The sequence below is a fragment of the Thermus sp. NMX2.A1 genome, assembly GCF_000511705.1.
Taxonomy (GTDB): Bacteria; Deinococcota; Deinococci; order Deinococcales; family Thermaceae; genus Thermus; species Thermus scotoductus.
In genome coordinates, this window is the sequence record NZ_ATNI01000063.1 from 29,061 (window position 1) to 46,619 (window position 17,559).

Below are 17,559 nucleotides of genomic sequence, written 5' to 3' on the forward strand. Positions count from 1 at the left end.
AGCGCTAGCGGAGGCGCTTCAGGGCCTCCTTGATGAGCTCCTGGGCGTTGGCCGAGGGGCGCTTGGCCAGGAGGTCCAGGACCACCCCCCGGGCCTGGCCCTCCTTGAAGCCCAAGGCGGTGAGGGCCAGGATGGCCTCCTCCGCCGCCTGGCTTTCCACCTTTTGCCCGCTGAGGAGGCTTAGGGGTACCTTCCCTTTGAGCTCCAAAGCGATCCGCTCGGCGAGCCTTCTTCCCACCCCGCTTGCCGCGGTGAGGAGGCGCAGGTCCCCCTGGGCCAGGGCCTGGGCCAGAAGCCTGGGGGTGAGGGCGGAGAGAAGGGAGAGGGCCACCTTGGGCCCCACCCCGCTCACGGAAAGGAGGAGCTCAAAGAGGAGGAGGCTTTCCTCGTCGGGAAAGCCATAGAGAAACAGGCCCTCCTCCCGGAGCTGGAGGTGGGTGTGGACCGCCACCTCCTGGCCCTCTTTGAGGCTTTGCAGAAAGGTCTGGGGGGCTTGCACCAGGAAGCCCACCCCGTTCACCAGAAGGAGAAACCCCCCTTCCTCCCTCTTCAGGACCGTGCCCCGGAGGTAGCGGATCATCGGCCCACGAACCTGGGCGGGCGTTTTTCCCTAAAGGCCCTTACCCCCTCCTCGTGGTCCTGGGTGCGCCCGGCCTCCCCCTGGAGGATGGCCTCGAGGGCCAGGGCTTCCGTCAGGGAAAGCCGGTAGGTTTCCAAAAGGAGCTTCTTGGTGAGGGCGTAGGTCCGGGTGGGCCCCTGGGCCAGCTCCCGGGCCAGGGCCAGGGCCTCCTCCAAAAGCCTTTCCCCCGGCACCACCCGGTGCACCAGGCCCAGGGCCTGGGCCTCCTCGGCGGAAAGCCTGGGGGAGAGGAGGAGGAGTTCCTGGGCCTTGGCGAACCCCACCAGCCGGGGCAGGATAAAGCTCATCCCCGAGTCCGGCACCAGGCCGATGCGCACGAAGGCGGGGGTGAAGCTGGCCTCCAGGGCCGCCAGGCGCAGGTCGCCCCAAAGGGCCAGGCTCATCCCCGCTCCCGCCGCCACCCCGTTCACCGCCACCACCAGGGGCTTCTCCAGCCCCGCCAGAGCCTCCACCACCCGGTTGTAGCGGCGGAGGTGGGCCTCGTAGTCGGGCTTGCCCTCCCCGAACTCCAAGAGGTCCTGCCCCGCACAGAAGGCCCGCCCGGCCCCCGTGAGGAGGAGGGCCCGGACCCCGGGGTCTTCCTGGGCCTCCTTTAGGACCTGGTAGAGTTCGTCCAGCAGGGCACCGGTTATGGCGTTCAGCTTTTCCGGCCGGTTTAGGCTGAGGATAAGGACGCCTTCCTGTCTCTCCTTCAGGACCATGGCCCTATTGTAAAGGTCCTAAAGCACCTACACCGCTTTTTGGTGTAGCGTAGATGAAGGGGGTATACGCCCCCTTCTTGGGAGGTAGGATGGAGCTCACGTTGGAAAGCCAAGGCTACCTGGAGGCCCTCTACCGGGCCTATCTGGAGGATCCCTTCTCCCTGCCGGAGGAGTGGCGCCGCTACTTTTCCGCCCTCGCCCTGGAGGGTTCCCGAAGAGAACCCCTCGAGGACGGCCGACGAGCCACCCCCGCTCCCCTGGCCGAGGCGGTGGACCTGGCCTTCCTCCTCAAGGTGGAGCGCCTGGTTCAGGCCTACAGGGAGCTTGGTCACCTGGCGGCCCGCATCGATCCCTTGGGGCGGGAGCGGCCTAGGCCCAAGGAGCTTTCCCTGGAGGCCCACGGCCTTTTGCGGGAGGATCTCTTTAGGTCCCTTCCCCCCTTCTTCGGCGCCCCCACCCTGGGGGACCTCTTGGGCCGCCTGGAGGAGGTTTACCTGGGCCCGGTGGGGTTTGAGGTGGTCCATACCGAGCCCGAGGAGCGGGCCTGGCTTCTTTCCCGCATCGAGGCCCCCTGGCCCAAGCCTCCCCGCGAGGTGCGCCGGCGCATGCTGGAGCGCCTCATGCAGGCGAGCCTCTTTGAAGCCTTCCTGCAACGCAAGTACCTGGGGGCCAAGACCTTCAGCCTCGAGGGCCTGGAAGGCCTGGTCCCCCTTCTCTTGGAGGCGGTGGAGGAAGCCGCCCGCCACGGGGTCAGGGAGGTGGTCCTGGGCATGGCCCACCGGGGGCGGCTCAACGTCCTGGCCCACGTGGTGGGCAAGCCCTTTGAACGCATCTTCCGCGAGTTCGAGGAGATCTTCCCCGAGGGCTACTCGGGGGATGTGAAGTACCACCTGGGCTTCTCCAACGACCTCACCACCCCCTACGGGAAGGTGCACGTTTCCCTCAACTTCAACCCCAGCCACCTGGAGTTCGTGAACCCCGTGACCCTGGGGAGGCTTCGGGCCAAGCAGGACCGCTTCGGCGATCGGGAGCGGAAAAGGGGCCTGGCCATCCTGGTCCACGGGGACTCGGCCTTCATCGGGGAGGGCATCGTCCAGGAAACCCTTAACCTCTCCCGGCTTCCCGGCTACCGGGTGGGGGGGACCCTCCATGTGGTGGCCAACAACCAGCTGGGCTTCACCACCCTGCCCGAGGAGTACACCTCCTGCCGCTACCCCACGGACATCGCCAAGATGGTGGGGGCCCCCGTCTTCCACGTGAACGCCGAGGCCCTGGACGAGCTCTGGTTCGTGCTGGGCCTGGCCCTGGAGTACCGCCAGCGCTTCGGGAAGGACGTGGTCATCGACCTGGTGGGCTACCGCCGCCGGGGCCACAACGAGACGGACGAGCCCACCTTCACCCAGCCCCCCATGTACGCCCTCATCTCCAAGAAGCCCGAGCCCTGGAAGGTCTATGCGGAGAGGCTCCTTGCCGAAGGGGTGGTGGCGGAGGGGGAGCTTAAAGCCAAGGAGGAAGCCTACCTGGCGAACCTGGAGAGCGAGTTCGCCCGGGTCAAGGCGGAGCCGGGCCCCGTGGTGCCCCACGGCCTTTCCGGCATCTGGCAGGGGTACGTGGGTGGGCCCGACCACCTGGTGCCCGAGGTGGATACCGGGGTGCCCAAGGAGGCGCTAAAGGAGCTCCTTCTCCGCCTGAGCGCCGTGCCCGAGGGCTTCCAGGTGCATCCCAAGCTGAAGCGGTTCCTCGAGGCCCGAAAGGAGATGGCCGAGGCTAAGCGCCCCCTGGACTGGGCGGCGGCCGAGGCCTTGGCCTTCGCCTCCTTGGCCGCCGAGGGGCACCGGGTGCGCCTCACGGGGCAGGATGCCCTAAGGGGCACCTTCACCCAGCGCCACGCCGCCCTGTACGACTACCAGACGGGAAGGCCCTACATTCCCTTGCAGCACCTGGCCGAGGGGCAGGCGGAGGTGGAGATCTACAACTCCCCCCTCTCCGAGGCCGGGGTGCTGGGGTTTGAGTACGGGTACAGCCTGGACTACCCCGAGGCTTTGGTCCTCTGGGAGGCCCAGTTTGGGGACTTCGTCAACGTGGCGCAGGTATACATCGACCAGTTCCTGGCCAGCGCCGAGGCTAAGTGGAACCGGCTTTCCGGCCTGGTCCTCCTCCTGCCCCACGGCCTCGAGGGCCAGGGCCCCGAGCACTCCTCCGCCCGGCTGGAGCGCTTCTTGCAGCTTGGGGCCAAGGACAACCTCCAGGTGGCCTACCCCACCACCCCCGCCCAGTTCTTCCACCTCCTCCGCCGCCAGGTGAAGCGCCCCATCCGCAAGCCCCTCGTGGTCCTCACCCCCAAAAGCCTCCTCCGCCACCCCGAGGTGGTCTCCAGCCTGGAGGAGCTTGCCCAGGGGCGCTTCCAGAAGGTGATCCCGGAAAGGGTCAAGGGGGCGAGGAAGGTCCTTCTCACCTCGGGGAAGGTCTACTACGACCTCCTGCAAAAGCGGAGGGAGCTTGGGGCGGAGGACGTGGCCTTGATCCGGCTGGAACTCCTCTACCCCTTCCCCGAGGCCGAGCTCAAGGAGGCCCTGGGCTTCTACCCCAGGAAGACCCCGGTGGTCTTTGTCCAGGAGGAGCCGGTGAACCAGGGGGCCTGGTGGTACCTCTCCGCCCGCTTCTGCGGGGAGATCTACGGCCACCCCTTCAGCGTGGTGGCCCGGCCGGAGTCCCCAAGCCCCGCCGTGGGTTCTTCCAAGGTGCATAGAGAGGAACAGGAAGCGCTTCTTGAGGAAGCCTTTAAGTGAGGAGGTAGACGATGCAGGAACTGAAAGTGCCCTCCGTGGGCGAGTCCATCGTGGAAGTGGAGATCGGCGCCTGGCTGAAGAAGGAAGGGGAAAGCTTTGCCCAGGATGAGCCCCTGGTGGAGCTCATCACCGACAAGGCCACCCTGGAGCTCCCTGCCCCCTTTGCGGGAACCCTGGAGCGGATCCTGAAGCGCACCGGGGAAACCGCCAGGGTGGGGGAGGCCATCGCTCTTCTTAAGGCCTTGGGAGAGGGGCTTCCCCGGCCTGAGCCCGAGGCTGCGGTACCCCAGGCACCCGAGCCCCAGGAGCCCCTGGCCATGCCCGCCGCGGAGCGGGTTTTGCGGGAGGCGGGGGTATCCCCCGGGGAGGTGGTGGGCACGGGCCTGGGCGGGCGGATCCTCAAGGAGGACGTGGAGCGCCACCTGGAGGAGAGGGCCAGGCAGGCCCCACCCCAGGCGGTGCCTTCCCGGATGCCGGAGTCTGCGCCGCTTCCCGCCCAACCCCCGGCCGACCGCCCCTGGCGGGTGAGCGAGGCGGTGCCCATGAGCCCCTTGCGCCGCCGCATCGCGGAGAGGCTCCTCATGGTGCGGCAGACCACCGCCATGCTCACCACCTTCAACGAGGCGGACATGTCCGCCATCATCGCCTTGAGGAAGGAGCTCGGGGAGGCCTTCCAGAAGAAGCACGGGGTGAAGCTGGGCTTCATGAGCTTCTTCGTGAAGGCGGTGGTCCAGGCCCTCAAGGAGATCCCCGAGCTCAACGCCGAGATCCGGGACAACACCATCCTCTACCACCGCTACTACGACATCGGGGTGGCCGTGGGCGGGGGAGAGGGGCTGGTGGTGCCGGTCATCCGGGATGCCGACCGGCTTTCCTTCGCCGAGATCGAGCGCCAGATCGCGGATTTCGCCGAAAGGGCCCGCACCAAGAAGCTGAAGCCCGAGGAGCTCATGGGGGGCACCTTCACCATCACCAACGGGGGGGTGTACGGCTCCCTCAACTCCACTCCCCTCCTCAACCCCCCTCAGGTGGGCATCCTGGGCATGCACGCCATCCAGGAAAGGCCCGTGGCCCGGGAGGGGCAGGTGGTGGTCCGGCCCATGATGTACCTGGCCCTTTCCTACGACCACCGCATCGTGGACGGCCGGGAGGCGGTGACCTTCCTGAGGCGGGTCAAGGAGCTGGTGGAAAACCCCGTGCGCCTGATGCTGGAGGTCTAGCGTGGAGGCCTACGACCTGTTGGTGATCGGGGCGGGGCCCGGGGGGTATGTGGCCGCCATCCGGGCCGCCCAGCTGGGGATGAAGGTGGGGGTGGTGGAGAAGGAGAAGGCCCTGGGGGGCACCTGCTTGCGGGTGGGGTGCATTCCCTCCAAGGCCCTTTTGGAAACCACCGAGCGCATCTACGAGGTGAAAAAGGGCTTGATCGGGGCTAGGGTGCAGGGCCTCGAGGTGGACCTCCCCGCCCTTCTCGCCCACAAGGACAAGGTGGTCCAGGCCAACACCCAGGGCATTGAGTTCCTCTTCAAGAAAAACGGCATCGCCCGCCATCAGGGCACGGCCCGTTTCCTCTCTGAGCGCAAGGTTTTGGTGGAGGAGACGGGGGAGGAGCTAGAAGCCCGCTTCATCCTTATCGCCACGGGAAGCGCCCCCCTCATCCCTCCTTGGGCCCAGGTGGACTACGAAAGGGTGGTGACCTCCACCGAGGCCCTTTCCTTCCCGGAGGTGCCGGGCCGCCTCATCGTGGTGGGGGGCGGGGTGATTGGCCTGGAGCTTGGCGTGGTCTGGCACCGCCTGGGAGCGGAGGTCCTCATCCTGGAGTACATGGACCGCATCCTCCCCACCATGGACGCCGAGCTATCCCGGGCGGCCGAAAAGGTCTTCCGGAAGGAAGGGCTTGGGATCCGCACCGGGGTCAAGGTGAAGGCGGTGCGCCCCGAGGGCCAGGGGGCCCGCATTGAGCTGGAAGGGGGCGAGGTCCTCGAGGCGGACCGGGTCCTCGTGGCCGTGGGCCGCAGGCCCTACACCGAGGGCCTGGACCTGGAGAGGGCCGGCCTTGCCACCGACGAGAAGGGGCGGATCCCCGTGGACGAGCACTTGAGGACCCGTGTCCCCCACATCTACGCCATCGGGGATGTGGTGCCGGGGCCCATGCTGGCCCACAAGGCGAGCGAGGAGGGGATCGCCGCCGTGGAGCACATGGCCAGGGGGTTTGGCCACGTGGACTACCTGGCCATCCCCAGCGTGGTCTACACCCACCCCGAGGTGGCGGGGGTGGGGTACACGGAGGAGGAGCTCAAGGCGAAGGGGATCCCCTACAAGGTGGGCCGCTTCCCCTACTCCGCCTCAGGCCGCGCCCGGGCCATGGGGGAGACGGAGGGCTTCGTCAAGGTCCTGGCCCACGCCAAGACCGACCGCATCCTGGGGGTTCATGGGATCGGGGTCCGGGTGGGGGATGTGCTGGCCGAGGCCGCCTTGGCCATCTTCTTCAAGGCCAGCGCGGAGGACCTGGGCCGGGCCCCCCACGCCCACCCCTCCCTCTCCGAGATCCTCAAGGAGGCTGCTTTGGCGGCTTGGGAGAAGCCCATTCACCTTTAGGGAAAAGCGTGACCCCGGCCAGGAGAGCCTGGCCGGGGCTTTGCTGTGGCTCAGTTTGTCTTGACCAGCTCCAGGCGGTACTTGTTGAAGGGGCTGTTGTCCGAGGCTGCCAGATCAGAGGCGATGGTGTAGCTGGTCACCACCAGGTAGTAGGTGCCGCTTGCGGGCAGGGAAAAGGTGATTTCGGAGTCGGTGATCTGGCCGGGTACCAGGTCGTCGTTCTCCTCCAAGACGTTCCCCGCGGCGTCCAGGAGGAAGAGGTAGGAGTCCAAGGTGCCGCCGATGCTGGACTTGGCGTAGACCCGGGCTCGAATCTCGTCGCCTGCGGTCCCGGTGAAGGCGAAAAAGTCAAAGTCCCTGGGCTGGCTGAAGATGTAGGCGAGCTGGGTAGTGATCCCGTAGGCGATGGGCGTGGCTTGGGATGGGCTGTCGTTGGGCTCGTAGGGGTCGGTGGGGTTGAGGTTGACCTCGGTGGCGTTCAGGCGCACCAGCTTGAAGACGGGGTTAGCTGCTGTGGAGCCGGAGGTGGCTATCAGGGTGCCCACGAAGGTGCCCCGCTCCTCGGGGAGCCCGCCTGTGAGGGAGAGGTCAGCCCCAGCCACGTAGATGTCGTACTCCCCGGGGGCGATCTCGTAGAACCAGGCTTCCCCACTGAGGTCGGTGCGGGCCCAGTAGACCGGGGTGGGGTCGGCGGCGTCTCCAGGCCGCAGGCCCTTGCCGCGGAGGATCACGTCCGCCAGGAGGCCGGGGAAGAGGCCGTTTTCGTTGAAGTACTCCACCTTCACCCGCACCACCGCACCCTTGGACGGCAAGTCGGCGCAGCCCCGGCGGAGGAGATCCGCCAGGTTTCCGGCGTTCAGGTGGCCAAAGCCCTTCTCCCGGGAGAAAGTTCTCTCCCAGGTGGTGGTTTCCAGGGACCGGCGCACCTGGTAGGGGGTGGCGCCCGGGCAGGCTTGCTTCACCAAGGCGGCAGCAGCGGCCGTATAGGGGCCAGAGAAGGAGGTGCCGGAAATCAGGCCGTAGCCCCCTCCTAGCCAGGTGGGGTTGGCCAGCAGCACGTCCAAGCCGGGAGCGGCGCTGGACACGTGGCGGCCGTAGGTGGAGAAGTCGGTCTTGTTGCGGTTGCCGTCCGCCGCCACCGAGGCAATGATGCCCGGGTAGCCGGCGGGGGTGCGCACCTCGTCCTTGGAGGAGTTGCCGGCGCTGGCTACCACCACCACCCCGTTGGCCAGGGCGTAGTCAAAGGCTTCCTTTACCAGGTTCCCGTAGCCCAGGCCGCCCCAGGAGTTGTTCAGCACCTGGGCGCCATTATTTACTGCCCACACGATGCCCCGAGCCACGTAGAAGTCGCCCACATAGTCGGGCTGGAAGATGGCCACGGGGAGGAACTTGCTTTTGGGAGCCAGACCCGCGATGCCCTGGCCATCCCGGGGAGCGCTCACGGTGGAGGCCACGAAGGTGCCGTGGTAGATGTTGGGGTTGTTGTTGATGAAGGCCAACCAGTCGCTTGCCGAGGTGTAGGTGGTGTCGGTGACGGGGTCATAAGCTTTCCCGGCCCAGTTGGCGGCCAAGTCAGGGTGGGTGACGTCGGCGGCGTCATCGATGATGGCCACCGTAACCCCTTCTCCCTCAAAGCCCAGGTCCCAGGCCCGCTTAGCGTCCAGATGGCGCGGGTCCAGGGCGTACTGGGGCAGAGCGTCCAGAAGCTGATCGGCGGGGTTGCCCAAGGGCGAGAGGTCGCTGGCCCGAGTCCTGGGGATTTCCACCGGGTCGTCTTTGGGCGGGACTACCTGGGCCAGGTGGGGTTCGGCGTAGCGCAAGCCCGGCAGGCCCTTTAGGGCACGGCTGGCCTTGAGGGCATCCCCGGGAACCTGGAGCAGGGCGGCCTTGAGCTCGGGGATGCGGGCCAGCTCCTTAGCCCCGAGCTTGGCCACGATTTCCTGGAGAGCGGTCTCGTCCTGATACCCCACCACCACCTGCCCCTGGAAGTGGCGGATGCCCTCGGAGCTCACGAGGAGGCCGGGGTTGGCCGGCGGGGTGGCCGTGCGGGGAGCTTGGGAGCAAGCGGCCAGCAAGGCGGTGAGGCCGAGGAAAAGCAAGCGGAGCGTCTTCATGGTTCCTCCTTACTGCCCCGTGGTGAAGTCGAAGACCTGAGTGCCTGGACGGGTGATGCGGATGAAGGACGTGGAGCTGGGCCAGGTCTGGATGCTGTAGGCCGAGATCCGGTAACCCTCTGCGGGGTTGTACTTGTAGGCGTAGCTCACGTAAAGCTGCCAGGCGTAGGTGCGCAGGGCCTGGAGGGCGGAAAGCTGGGCTAGGCCATCGAAGTTGTAGGGCATGGTGACGGTGCCCTGAGGTACATTTACAGGGACCAGGCTGGGTTTAGTGGGAGCAACCACGCCTGCAGTATCGGTGAAGATCACGACATTGTTGACTGTGGGGTGGAACCCGTAAACCAGGGCTTCTCCTTCGGGGATACCGTTTTCCGGAGTGCCGAACTCCACCAGGAGGTTGTACCCGGCCAGGGTCTGCCACGCCACGCTGTCCCCGGTAAGGGTGTCCCACAAGACCAGGTTGTAGGCGGCGCCGTCCGCGCCGATGCCAAGTTGGGGGTGGCCGATGGTGAAGTTGGGCGTGAGGGGAACACCGGTGCTTTCGTCCGCGGGGCTCATCAGGGGGGCGAAGAAGGGAGGCAAGGGCGTGGTGGTGCTAGGCGCACTTTCAGCACGGTTGGTGCCCCGGGCCACGACGCGGTAGGAGTAAGTCTGGCCAGGGGTGAGGTCAGGGGAGGCGTCGCGGAAGAAGAAGGGTCTGTTGAAAGGATTGGTGGGACAGCTATCGCTGCGGGCTCCGCCTACTGTTCCTACCCGCATCCAGTTGGTTCCGTCGGAGGAACGCTCGATGTCAAAGGCGAAGGGGACAGCCGTAGCTGTGTAGCACCAGCGCACTTCCACGTAGAGGTTGCTGCCCTCGGGGACAGCCTGGGGATCAAGGGTGAGGTCCGCTGTTTCCGCTTTACCTTTAACCACAGGAACGGTTATCTTGGCTGGGGTTTTGAAATCGTAGAACCCCACGGCCTGGGTCAAGGTGATGGCGGTTGCGGCTACATCGGTGGGGGAACTCACGGTATTGTTCTGGGAAGTGGAGGTGTTAACGAAGGTGATGGGGATAATGTAGTGGTTCCGGTTTTCGTTGAAGTCGTAGGCCACCACCTCCAGGTAAACCGTTTCCCCACTGGTGCTACCAAAGCCCGCTACGTTGCTGCCGGAAAGGGATTGGTTGCCCGTGTCCTCGGTGTCAATGAAGATGCGGCGGGTCCATGTGGCGCTGTTGGTGATGAAAGCAGAACCCGGGGCCCGGCCCAGGGCCACGTAGATGTAGCGCATGGGACGGACGTAGTCCTTAGCAGTGTCCACCTGGACGCGGAAGGGGATGGTGTTGGTAAAGGTTTGGCCCTCGAGGGGCTGGGTCCCGTCTTGCGTGATGATCAGGGTGGGGGGTGTGGTGGTGGCGGTAGCGTCAAAGGCCGGCTTCTGGACGAGGGTCACGGAGGCCATTTCCGGAATTCGGATCCCCTCCAGCACGCTTCCGGCCATGCCGGGTTGCTGGGCCTCAAGACGATAAACTCCGGGCGCTAGGGTTGTAAACGAAAAGGAGCCGTCTGCTCCGGATTGGGTGGTGGCCACAAGGTTGCCTTCTCTGTAAAGTTTCAGGGTACTGCCAGCTACTGGGCCACCGGCGTACTCGCTCACCAGGGTACCCGAGAGGGTATGAATGGCTTGGGGATCGTACGTAACGGAAACCGCCTTGGTTCCCTTATTGCCGTTAGGGTCATAAGCATTTACGGTGATGGTGTTTGTCCCCTCTCGTAGGTTAACCTGGAACTGGAAGGTTACCGTTTTCCCCGGGGTGATGTTTATGGTCTGTTCACTTCCGCCATTAAGCTGATAGGTTATCCGGTTTACACTCACGTTATCCGAAGCTGTGCCTCGAACGGTCACCTGGGCTTGGTTGGCTGTGGCTCCTTCGGTGGGCTCGGTTATCGTGACCGTGGGGCGAGTCGTGTCTGCGGGAGTGCACGCCGAAAGCCCAAGCAAACCGAGCAAGAGAACTACGGGCAGCAAGCCCATCTTGTCCAAAGAAAGGTTTCTCCATACTCTCATGCTGCGCCTCCAAAGACAGAGATCCTTGATGCCGAAATAGGCCGCTGGCGCAAGCCGTTTACCCCTTTGATTTTCACCTCCCTCCTCTTTGGGGATCATACTATGTGCCAAAAGCCTGGTCAACGGCTCATTTTGTGACGTATACTTATGCATATCCCCCTCGAGGGGGTAGACTAGGGGTTGGCATGAAGATCGTCCTGGCATACTCCGGCGGGCTGGATACCAGCATCATCCTCAAGTGGCTCAAGGAAACCTACAAGGCCGAGGTCATCGCCTTCACCGCGGACATCGGCCAGGGGGAGGAGGTGGAGGAGGCCCGGCAAAAGGCCCTCAGGACCGGGGCCTCCAAGGCCATCGCCCTGGACCTGAGAGAAGAGTTCGTGCGGGACTTCGTCTTCCCCATGTTCCGCGCGGGCGCGGTGTACGAGGGATGCTACCTCCTCGGCACCTCGATCGCCCGGCCCTTGATCGCCAAGTACCTGGTGAGGATCGCCGAGGAGGAAGGGGCGGAGGCCGTTTCCCACGGGGCCACGGGCAAGGGCAACGACCAAGTGCGCTTTGAGCTCACCGCCTACGCCCTGAAGCCCGACATCCGGGTGATCGCCCCCTGGCGGGAGTGGAGCTTCAAGGGCCGGCAGGAGATGATCGCCTATGCCGAGGCCCACGGCATCCCCGTTCCCGTGACCCAGGAGAAACCTTATTCCATGGACGCCAATCTCCTGCATATTTCCTACGAGGGAGGGGTCCTCGAGGACCCCTGGGCCGAACCCCCCAAGGGGATGTTCCGCATGACCGTGGACCCCGAGGAAGCCCCCGATGCCCCGGAGTACGTGGAGGTGGAGTTTGAGCGGGGGGATCCCGTGGCGGTGAACGGGGAACGGCTCTCCCCGGCAGCCCTGCTGCAAAGGCTCAACGAGATCGGAGGCCGCCACGGGGTGGGCCGGGTGGACCTGGTGGAGAACCGCTTCGTGGGCATGAAGTCCCGGGGGGTCTACGAAACCCCGGGGGGGACCCTCCTCTACCACGCCCGCCGGGCGGTGGAAAGCCTCACCCTGGACCGGGAGGTGCTCCACCAGCGGGACCAGCTTGCCCCCAAGTACGCCGAGCTCGTCTACTACGGCTTCTGGTACGCCCCGGAGCGGGAGGCCCTCCAGGCCTACTTTGACCACGTGGCGAAAGGCGTCACCGGGGTGGCCCGGCTCAAGCTCTACAAGGGCAACGTTTACGTGGTGGGCAGGAAGGCGGAGAAAAGCCTCTACCAGAAGGACCTGGTTTCCTTCGACGAGCTCGGGGGCTACGACCAGAAGGACGCCGAGGGTTTCATCCGGATCAACGCCCTGAGGCTTAGGGTTAGGGCCTTGGTGGAGGGGAAGGCTCATGGGACATAGGACCTGGGGTGGCCGGTTTGCCGAGGGTCCAAGCGAGCTGGCGGCTCGCTTCAACGCTTCCCTTCCCTTTGACCGGGCCCTTTGGCGGGAGGACCTCTGGCAGAACCGGGTGCACGCCCGGATGCTCCACCGGGTGGGCCTTCTCACCGAGGAGGAGCTAGGGGCCATCCTCGAGGGCCTGGACCAGATCGAGCGGGAGATCGAGGCGGGCACCTTCCCCTGGCGGGAGGAGCTTGAGGATGTACACATGAACCTGGAGGCCCGCCTCATCGAACTCGTGGGTCCACCGGGGGGCAAGCTCCACACGGCGAGGAGCCGGAACGACCAGGTGGCCACTGATCTCCGGCTTTTCCTCCGGGGGGCCATAGACGAGCTTCTCTCCCTCCTTTTGGACCTGCGCCGGGTTCTGGTGCGGGAGGCCGAGCGGCACCTCGAGCCCCTTTACGTCCTTCCCGGCTACACCCACCTGCAACGGGCCCAGCCCATCTTGCTTTCCCACTGGTTTTTGGCCTACTACGAGATGCTTCTCCGGGATGCAGGAAGGCTGAGGGACGCCAGGGAGCGCCTTAACGAAAGCCCCCTGGGGGCCGCGGCCCTGGCGGGGACGGGCTTCCCCATAGACCGCCACTACACCGCACGGGAGCTTGGCTTTTCCGCTCCCATGCGGAACTCCCTGGATGCGGTGGCGAGCCGGGACTTCGCCCTGGAGGTGCTTTCCGCCCTCAACATCGGCATGCTGAACCTCTCCCGGATGGCGGAGGAACTCATCCTCTATAGCACCGAGGAGTTCGCCTTCGTGGAGGTCCCGGATGCCTTCGCCACCGGCTCTTCCATCATGCCCCAGAAGAAGAACCCGGACATCCTGGAGCTCATCCGGGCCAAGGCGGGAAGGGTCTTAGGGGCCCTGGTGGCCCTCTCCACCGTGGTGAAGGGCCTGCCCCTTGCCTACAACAAGGACCTGCAGGAGGACAAGGAACCCCTTCTGGATGCCCTCGCCACCTACCGGGATAGCCTTAAGCTCCTCACCGCCCTTCTTCCTGGGCTTAGGTGGCGGCGGGAGAGGATGTGGCGGGCGGCGGAGGAGGGCTATGCCTTGGCCACGGAGCTCGCCGACTACCTGGCGGAAAAGGGGCTTCCCTTCCGGGCGGCCCACCACGTGGTGGGGCGCCTGGTGCGGAGGCTTGTGGAGGAGGGAAGGGCCTTGAAGGACCTGACCCTGGAGGAGCTTAAGGCCCACCACCCCCTCTTCGCCGAGGATGCCCTGTCGCTTCTCCGGCTGGAATCCGCTATCCATCGGCGGGGTTCCTTCGGGGGCACGGCTCCCGAGGCGGTGCGGGAGAGGCTAGAGGAGGCCAAGAAGGAGGTGGGCCTTGCTTGAGACGGGAATAGAACTCTCCACGGTTACCCTGCCCGAGGTGCGGCGCCAGGCGGGGGTGGAGCTCAGGAAGGCCAGGCTGAGCGATGTGGACGCCATCTACTGGCTCATCCGCTACTGGGCGGAGAAGGGCCTGATGCTCGTCCGGAGCCACAGCCACCTCTACGAGAACATCCGCGACTTCCAGGTCCTCGAGGACGAGGACGGGAACATCGTGGGCACCGTGGCCCTGCACGTGCTCTGGCGGGATCTGGCGGAGATCAGGGGCCTGGCGGTGCACCCCAACAGGCAGGGGGAGGGGCTTGGGCGCTGGCTGGTCCTGGGGGCGGAACGGGAGGCCCGGGATCTGGGCCTGCCCCGGGTCTTCGCCTGGACGCTTCAGGTGGGCTTCTTCCGCTCCTTGGGCTACCAGGTCACCACCCGGGAGGCCCTGCCCCCCAAGGTGTGGAGCGAGTGCAACGCCTGCCCCTTCTACGAGAACTGCCGGGAGATCGCCGTCATCAAGCACCTTTCCCCGGGGGCCTTCGGGGGCTAGAATGGATGGGATGGGGACCCTGACCCGCTACTTGGAGGAGGCCATGGCCCGGGCCCGCTACGAGCTCATCCAGGACGAGGAGCCCTACTATGGGGAGGTTCCGGACCTGCCCGGGGTGTGGGCCACGGGCAAAAGCCTAAGGGAATGCGAGGCCAACCTGCAGGCGGCCCTCGAGGACTGGCTTCTCTTCCTGCTTTCCCGGGGTGAAACCCCTCCGCCCCTGGGCGAGGTCCGCATCGAACTGCCCCATGGCGAGGCGGCTTAGGCCTGTTTCCCGGAGGGAGCTGGTGGCGAGGCTTAAAGCTTTGGGATTTGCTGGGCCTTACACGGGGGGTCGGCACCAATTCATGGTGCGGGGTTCCGTGCGCTTGGTCCTGCCCAATCCCCATCGGGGTGAGATCAGCGTGGACCTTTTGAAGCGCATTCTCAAACAAGCCGGGATTGAGGAGGAGGAATGGCTGGAGTGAAGGAACGGGCGGTTTTGGTCCTGGAGGACGGGACCGTCTACCACGGCTACGCCTTCGGGGCCCGGGGGAAGACGGTGGGGGAGGTGGTCTTCAACACCGCCCAGACCGGCTACCAGGAGATCATGACCGATCCCAGCTACCACGGGCAGATCGTGGTCATGACCTACCCCCACCAGGGCAACTACGGGGTCAACGTCTACGACATGCAGTCCAACCGCCCCTGGGTGAAGGGTTTCGTGGCCAAGGAGTTCAGCCGCATCGCCTCCAACCCCAGGGCCCAGCAGACCCTTAAGGAGTTCATGGAGTTCTACGGGGTGGTGGGGATCGAGGGGATCGACACCCGGGCCCTGGTGCGCAAGATCCGCGAAGGAGGGGTGCTCAAGGGCACCATCGCCCACGCCAGCCTTTTCGGGGATCCCCAGCACGCCTTCACCCCCGAGGAGCTCGAGGCCCTCCGCCAGGAGGCCAAGGCCTGGACGGACATCGACGGGCGGGACATGACTCCCGAGGTCTCCACCCCCTTGCCCTACGCCTGGCCCACCCTGAAGTCGGGGCGGCGCATTGTGGTCATGGACTTCGGCATCAAGCACGCCATCGTGGAGAACCTGGCGGCTTTGGGCTTCGAGATCCTGGTGGTGCCGGGCAAGACCCCGGCGAGCCAGATCATGGCCCTGGAGCCCCACGGGCTTTTTATCTCCAACGGCCCCGGGGACCCCTCCATGCCCCGCTACGCCCACGAGACCATCTGGAAGCTCATGGGGCTACTTCCCACCTTCGGCATCTGCCTGGGGCACCAGCTCCTGGCCCTGGCCGCGGGGGGGCGCACCTACAAGATGAAGTTCGGCCACCGGGGGGCCAACCACCCGGTGAAGAACCTCCTCACCGGGAAGATCGAGATCACCAGCCAGAACCACGGCTATGCGGTGGACATCGACTCCCTGAAGGAGTTCAAGCCCACCCACATCAACCTGAACGACGGGACCCTCGAGGGCATGGCCCACGCCCGCTATCCCGTCTTCTCCGTGCAGTACCACCCCGAGGCCGCCCCCGGGCCCCACGACGCCCTCTACCTCTTCCGCCGCTTCCTGGAGGAGGTGGAGGCCTTCCACGGGGCCACGGGGCTTCCCGTGGAGAAGCAACGGGCGGACGGGCACGGGGTCTAGCCCGGTCCTTCCGTTTCCAGGTCGGGGCGGTCTCAGTAGTCCATCCCCCGGATGTTCCCCTCCTCGTCCACGTCGATCCCCAGGGCCTGGGGTACCTTGGGCAGGCCGGGCAGGGTCTCAATCCCTCCCATGTAGACCACCACGAACCCCGCTCCAAACCGGCACCTCAGGTCCGTGACCCGCACCCTAAAGCCTTGGGGCCTTCCCCGGAGCTTGGGGTTGTCGGAAAGGGAGGTGGCCGCCTTGGCCATGACCACGGGGAGGGCCTCGCACCCCTCCTTCTTGGCGGCCTTGAGGGCTTTCTTGGCCTCCTCGCTCCACTCCACCCCCTCCGCCCCGTAGATGCGGGTGGCGATGGTTTCCACCTTGTCCTCGAGGGGCATCTCAAGGGGATAGAGGGGCCGGTAGGCGTGGGGCAGGGAAAGGGCCTCGAGGACCTTCTCCGCCAGCTCCAACCCTCCTTCCCCCCCTTTGGCGTAGACCTCGCTTAGGGCGAAGGGCAGGCCCCGTTCCCGGGCGAACTCCCGCACCAGGGCGATCTCCTCCTCGGCGTCCGTGGGGAAGCGGTTCAGGGCGATCACCGGCTTGAAGCCGAATAGCTCCACGTTCTCCACGTGCTTTTCCAGGTTGGCGAGGCCCCTCACCACCGCCTGCGGGTCCGGTATCTCGTAGGCATCCTGCCCCCCGTGGTAGCGGAGGGCCCGGAGGGTGGCCACCAGCACCACCGCCTCGGGGACCAGGCCTCCCGCGCGGGCCACCACGTTCATGAACTTCTCCATGCCGAGATCCGTGGCAAATCCCGCCTCCTGCACCACGTAGTCCGCCAGGCCCAGGGCGAAGAGGCTTGCCCTTAGGGAGTTGGTGCCGTGGGCGATGTTGCCGAAAGGCCCCATGTGGATGAAGGCGGGGTTCCCCTCCGCCGTCTGCACCAGGTTGGGGAGGAAGGCCTGCCGTAAAAGGGCGGCCATGGCCCCCACCGCCCCCAGGTCCTGGGCGTAGACGGGCTTCCCCCCGTAGGTGAAGCCCACCCGGATCCTTCCCAGGCGCCTCTTTAGATCCTTGAAGTCCCGGGCCAGGCTCATGAGGGCCATGACCTCGCTGGCCACGGTGAGCTCAAACCCTCCCTCCCGGGGCACCCCGTGGGCCTTGCCCCCCAGGCCTAGGACGATGTGCCTTAAGGCCCGGTCGTTCATGTCGATGGCCCTCTTGAGCTCGATGCGCCTGGGGTCGATCCCGAGCTCGTTTCCCTGGTGCAGGTGGTTGTCCAGGAGGGCGTTCAGGAGGTTCACGGCGCTGGTTACCGCATGGAAGTCCCCGGTGAAGTGCAGGTTGATCTCGTGCCGGGGCTCCACCCGGGCCCGGCCGCCTCCCGTGGCCCCGCCCTTCACCCCGAAAACCGGGCCCAAGGAGGGCTCCCGGAGGGCCAAGGCCGCCCTTTTCCCAAGCCGCCATAGGGCGTCCACCAGGCCGATGGCGGTGGTGGTCTTGCCCTCCCCTGCCGGGGTGGGGGTGATGGCGGTGACCAGGATCAGCTTTCCTTTGGCCTTAGGGGGTTCCCCCAGGACCTTGGCCATGTGGGGGCCGTAGAGGTAGAGCCTATCCCGGCTTAAGCCCAGCTTGCCGGCCACTTCCTCTATGGGTAGAAGCGCTTCCTTGACGATCACGGGCTAAGCTTACTCCGCCTTTCCAGGGAAAGAAGTCCCGCCTTGCGCCGGGGCTGGGCCTAGGGGCGAGGGATCATCC

The 17,559-nt window shown here is 65.9% G+C and carries 14 protein-coding genes and 1 pseudogene; 9 read left to right on the top strand and 6 right to left on the bottom strand.

Annotated features, from left to right (window positions below; translation table 11 throughout):
• Positions 1-4: 4 nt before the first annotated feature.
• Both ruvA and TNMX_RS06960 read right to left on the bottom strand, forming a co-directional pair.
• The gene (gene ruvA / locus TNMX_RS06955) at positions 5-580 is read right to left on the bottom strand and encodes a Holliday junction branch migration protein RuvA (protein WP_038030729.1); all 576 of its coding nucleotides are present in this window, start codon (positions 578-580) and stop codon (positions 5-7) included.
• Positions 577-1,341, bottom strand: a complete 765-nt coding sequence (locus TNMX_RS06960) for an enoyl-CoA hydratase-related protein (RefSeq protein ID WP_038030732.1) — start codon at positions 1,339-1,341, stop codon at positions 577-579. Before TNMX_RS06960 ends, ruvA begins: the two co-directional genes overlap by 4 nt.
• An 89-nt stretch (positions 1,342-1,430) precedes the next feature.
• Between TNMX_RS06960 and TNMX_RS06965 the strand changes: the two genes are divergently transcribed.
• The 3 genes from TNMX_RS06965 to lpdA are packed head-to-tail and all read left to right on the top strand — an operon-like array spanning position 1,431 to position 6,725.
• Positions 1,431-4,130 carry a 2-oxoglutarate dehydrogenase E1 component gene (locus tag TNMX_RS06965; protein ID WP_038030810.1) on the top strand — a complete coding sequence of 900 codons (2,700 nt, stop codon included), beginning with the start codon at positions 1,431-1,433 and terminating at the stop codon, positions 4,128-4,130.
• A gap of 11 nt (positions 4,131-4,141) precedes the next feature.
• Entirely contained in the window at positions 4,142-5,350 is a 1,209-nt protein-coding gene (gene odhB / locus TNMX_RS06970; RefSeq protein WP_038030735.1) for a 2-oxoglutarate dehydrogenase complex dihydrolipoyllysine-residue succinyltransferase, read from the top strand.
• A gap of 1 nt (position 5,351) precedes the next feature.
• On the top strand, positions 5,352-6,725 hold the full coding sequence (gene lpdA, locus TNMX_RS06975) for a dihydrolipoyl dehydrogenase (protein ID WP_038030738.1): 1,374 nt from the start codon (positions 5,352-5,354) through the stop codon (positions 6,723-6,725).
• A gap of 50 nt (positions 6,726-6,775) precedes the next feature.
• Here lpdA and TNMX_RS06980 read toward each other — a convergent pair whose 3' ends face one another.
• The 3 genes and pseudogenes from TNMX_RS06980 to TNMX_RS13605 form a co-directional block, all read right to left on the bottom strand.
• On the bottom strand, positions 6,776-8,839 hold the full coding sequence (locus TNMX_RS06980) for a S8 family serine peptidase (RefSeq protein WP_038030742.1): 2,064 nt from the start codon (positions 8,837-8,839) through the stop codon (positions 6,776-6,778).
• Positions 8,840-8,848: 9 nt separating this feature from the next.
• Positions 8,849-10,501 (bottom strand): carboxypeptidase-like regulatory domain-containing protein, encoded by a 1,653-nt coding sequence (locus tag TNMX_RS06985; RefSeq protein WP_371180291.1) that lies wholly within the window; start codon positions 10,499-10,501, stop codon positions 8,849-8,851.
• Positions 10,502-10,522: 21 nt separating this feature from the next.
• A pseudogene (locus tag TNMX_RS13605) lies at positions 10,523-11,092 on the bottom strand (Ig-like domain-containing protein); the annotation flags it as partial.
• Between TNMX_RS13605 and TNMX_RS06990 the strand changes: the two are divergent.
• The 6 genes from TNMX_RS06990 to carA are packed head-to-tail and all read left to right on the top strand — an operon-like array spanning position 11,074 to position 15,816.
• A complete protein-coding gene (locus TNMX_RS06990; protein WP_038030744.1) occupies positions 11,074-12,276 on the top strand; it encodes an argininosuccinate synthase in 1,203 nt (400 codons plus the stop codon). The pseudogene TNMX_RS13605 and the gene TNMX_RS06990 overlap by 19 nt on opposite strands.
• A complete protein-coding gene (gene argH / locus TNMX_RS06995; protein WP_038030746.1) occupies positions 12,266-13,654 on the top strand; it encodes an argininosuccinate lyase in 1,389 nt (462 codons plus the stop codon). The genes TNMX_RS06990 and argH overlap by 11 nt, the downstream gene beginning before the upstream one ends.
• On the top strand, positions 13,647-14,186 hold the full coding sequence (locus tag TNMX_RS07000; RefSeq protein ID WP_015716201.1) for an N-acetyltransferase: 540 nt from the start codon (positions 13,647-13,649) through the stop codon (positions 14,184-14,186). Before argH ends, TNMX_RS07000 begins: the two co-directional genes overlap by 8 nt.
• A gap of 1 nt (position 14,187) precedes the next feature.
• Positions 14,188-14,451, top strand: a complete 264-nt coding sequence (locus TNMX_RS07005; RefSeq protein WP_028494691.1) for a type II toxin-antitoxin system HicB family antitoxin — start codon at positions 14,188-14,190, stop codon at positions 14,449-14,451.
• On the top strand, positions 14,435-14,653 hold the full coding sequence (locus TNMX_RS07010; RefSeq protein ID WP_038030749.1) for a type II toxin-antitoxin system HicA family toxin: 219 nt from the start codon (positions 14,435-14,437) through the stop codon (positions 14,651-14,653). Before TNMX_RS07005 ends, TNMX_RS07010 begins: the two co-directional genes overlap by 17 nt.
• The gene (gene carA / locus TNMX_RS07015) at positions 14,641-15,816 is read left to right on the top strand and encodes a glutamine-hydrolyzing carbamoyl-phosphate synthase small subunit (protein ID WP_038030751.1); all 1,176 of its coding nucleotides are present in this window, start codon (positions 14,641-14,643) and stop codon (positions 15,814-15,816) included. Before TNMX_RS07010 ends, carA begins: the two co-directional genes overlap by 13 nt.
• A gap of 32 nt (positions 15,817-15,848) precedes the next feature.
• Here carA and TNMX_RS07020 read toward each other — a convergent pair whose 3' ends face one another.
• Positions 15,849-17,480 (bottom strand): formate--tetrahydrofolate ligase, encoded by a 1,632-nt coding sequence (locus tag TNMX_RS07020; protein ID WP_038030753.1) that lies wholly within the window; start codon positions 17,478-17,480, stop codon positions 15,849-15,851.
• Positions 17,481-17,559 lie beyond the last annotated feature (79 nt).

Bases quoted from the DNA above. Each gene is read 5' to 3' on its own strand.
- ruvA (WP_038030729.1), bottom strand. From the start codon at position 580: ATGATCCGCTACCTCCGGGGCACGGTCCTGAAGAGGGAGGAAGGGGGG.
- TNMX_RS06960 (WP_038030732.1), bottom strand. From the start codon at position 1,341: ATGGTCCTGAAGGAGAGACAGGAAGGCGTCCTTATCCTCAGCCTAAAC.
- TNMX_RS06990 (WP_038030744.1), top strand. From the start codon at position 11,074: ATGAAGATCGTCCTGGCATACTCCGGCGGGCTGGATACCAGCATCATC.
- argH (WP_038030746.1), top strand. From the start codon at position 12,266: ATGGGACATAGGACCTGGGGTGGCCGGTTTGCCGAGGGTCCAAGCGAG.
- odhB (WP_038030735.1), top strand. From the start codon at position 4,142: ATGCAGGAACTGAAAGTGCCCTCCGTGGGCGAGTCCATCGTGGAAGTG.
- TNMX_RS07010 (WP_038030749.1), top strand. From the start codon at position 14,435: ATGGCGAGGCGGCTTAGGCCTGTTTCCCGGAGGGAGCTGGTGGCGAGG.
- TNMX_RS06980 (WP_038030742.1), bottom strand. From the start codon at position 8,839: ATGAAGACGCTCCGCTTGCTTTTCCTCGGCCTCACCGCCTTGCTGGCC.
- carA (WP_038030751.1), top strand. From the start codon at position 14,641: ATGGCTGGAGTGAAGGAACGGGCGGTTTTGGTCCTGGAGGACGGGACC.
- TNMX_RS07005 (WP_028494691.1), top strand. From the start codon at position 14,188: ATGGATGGGATGGGGACCCTGACCCGCTACTTGGAGGAGGCCATGGCC.
- TNMX_RS06965 (WP_038030810.1), top strand. From the start codon at position 1,431: ATGGAGCTCACGTTGGAAAGCCAAGGCTACCTGGAGGCCCTCTACCGG.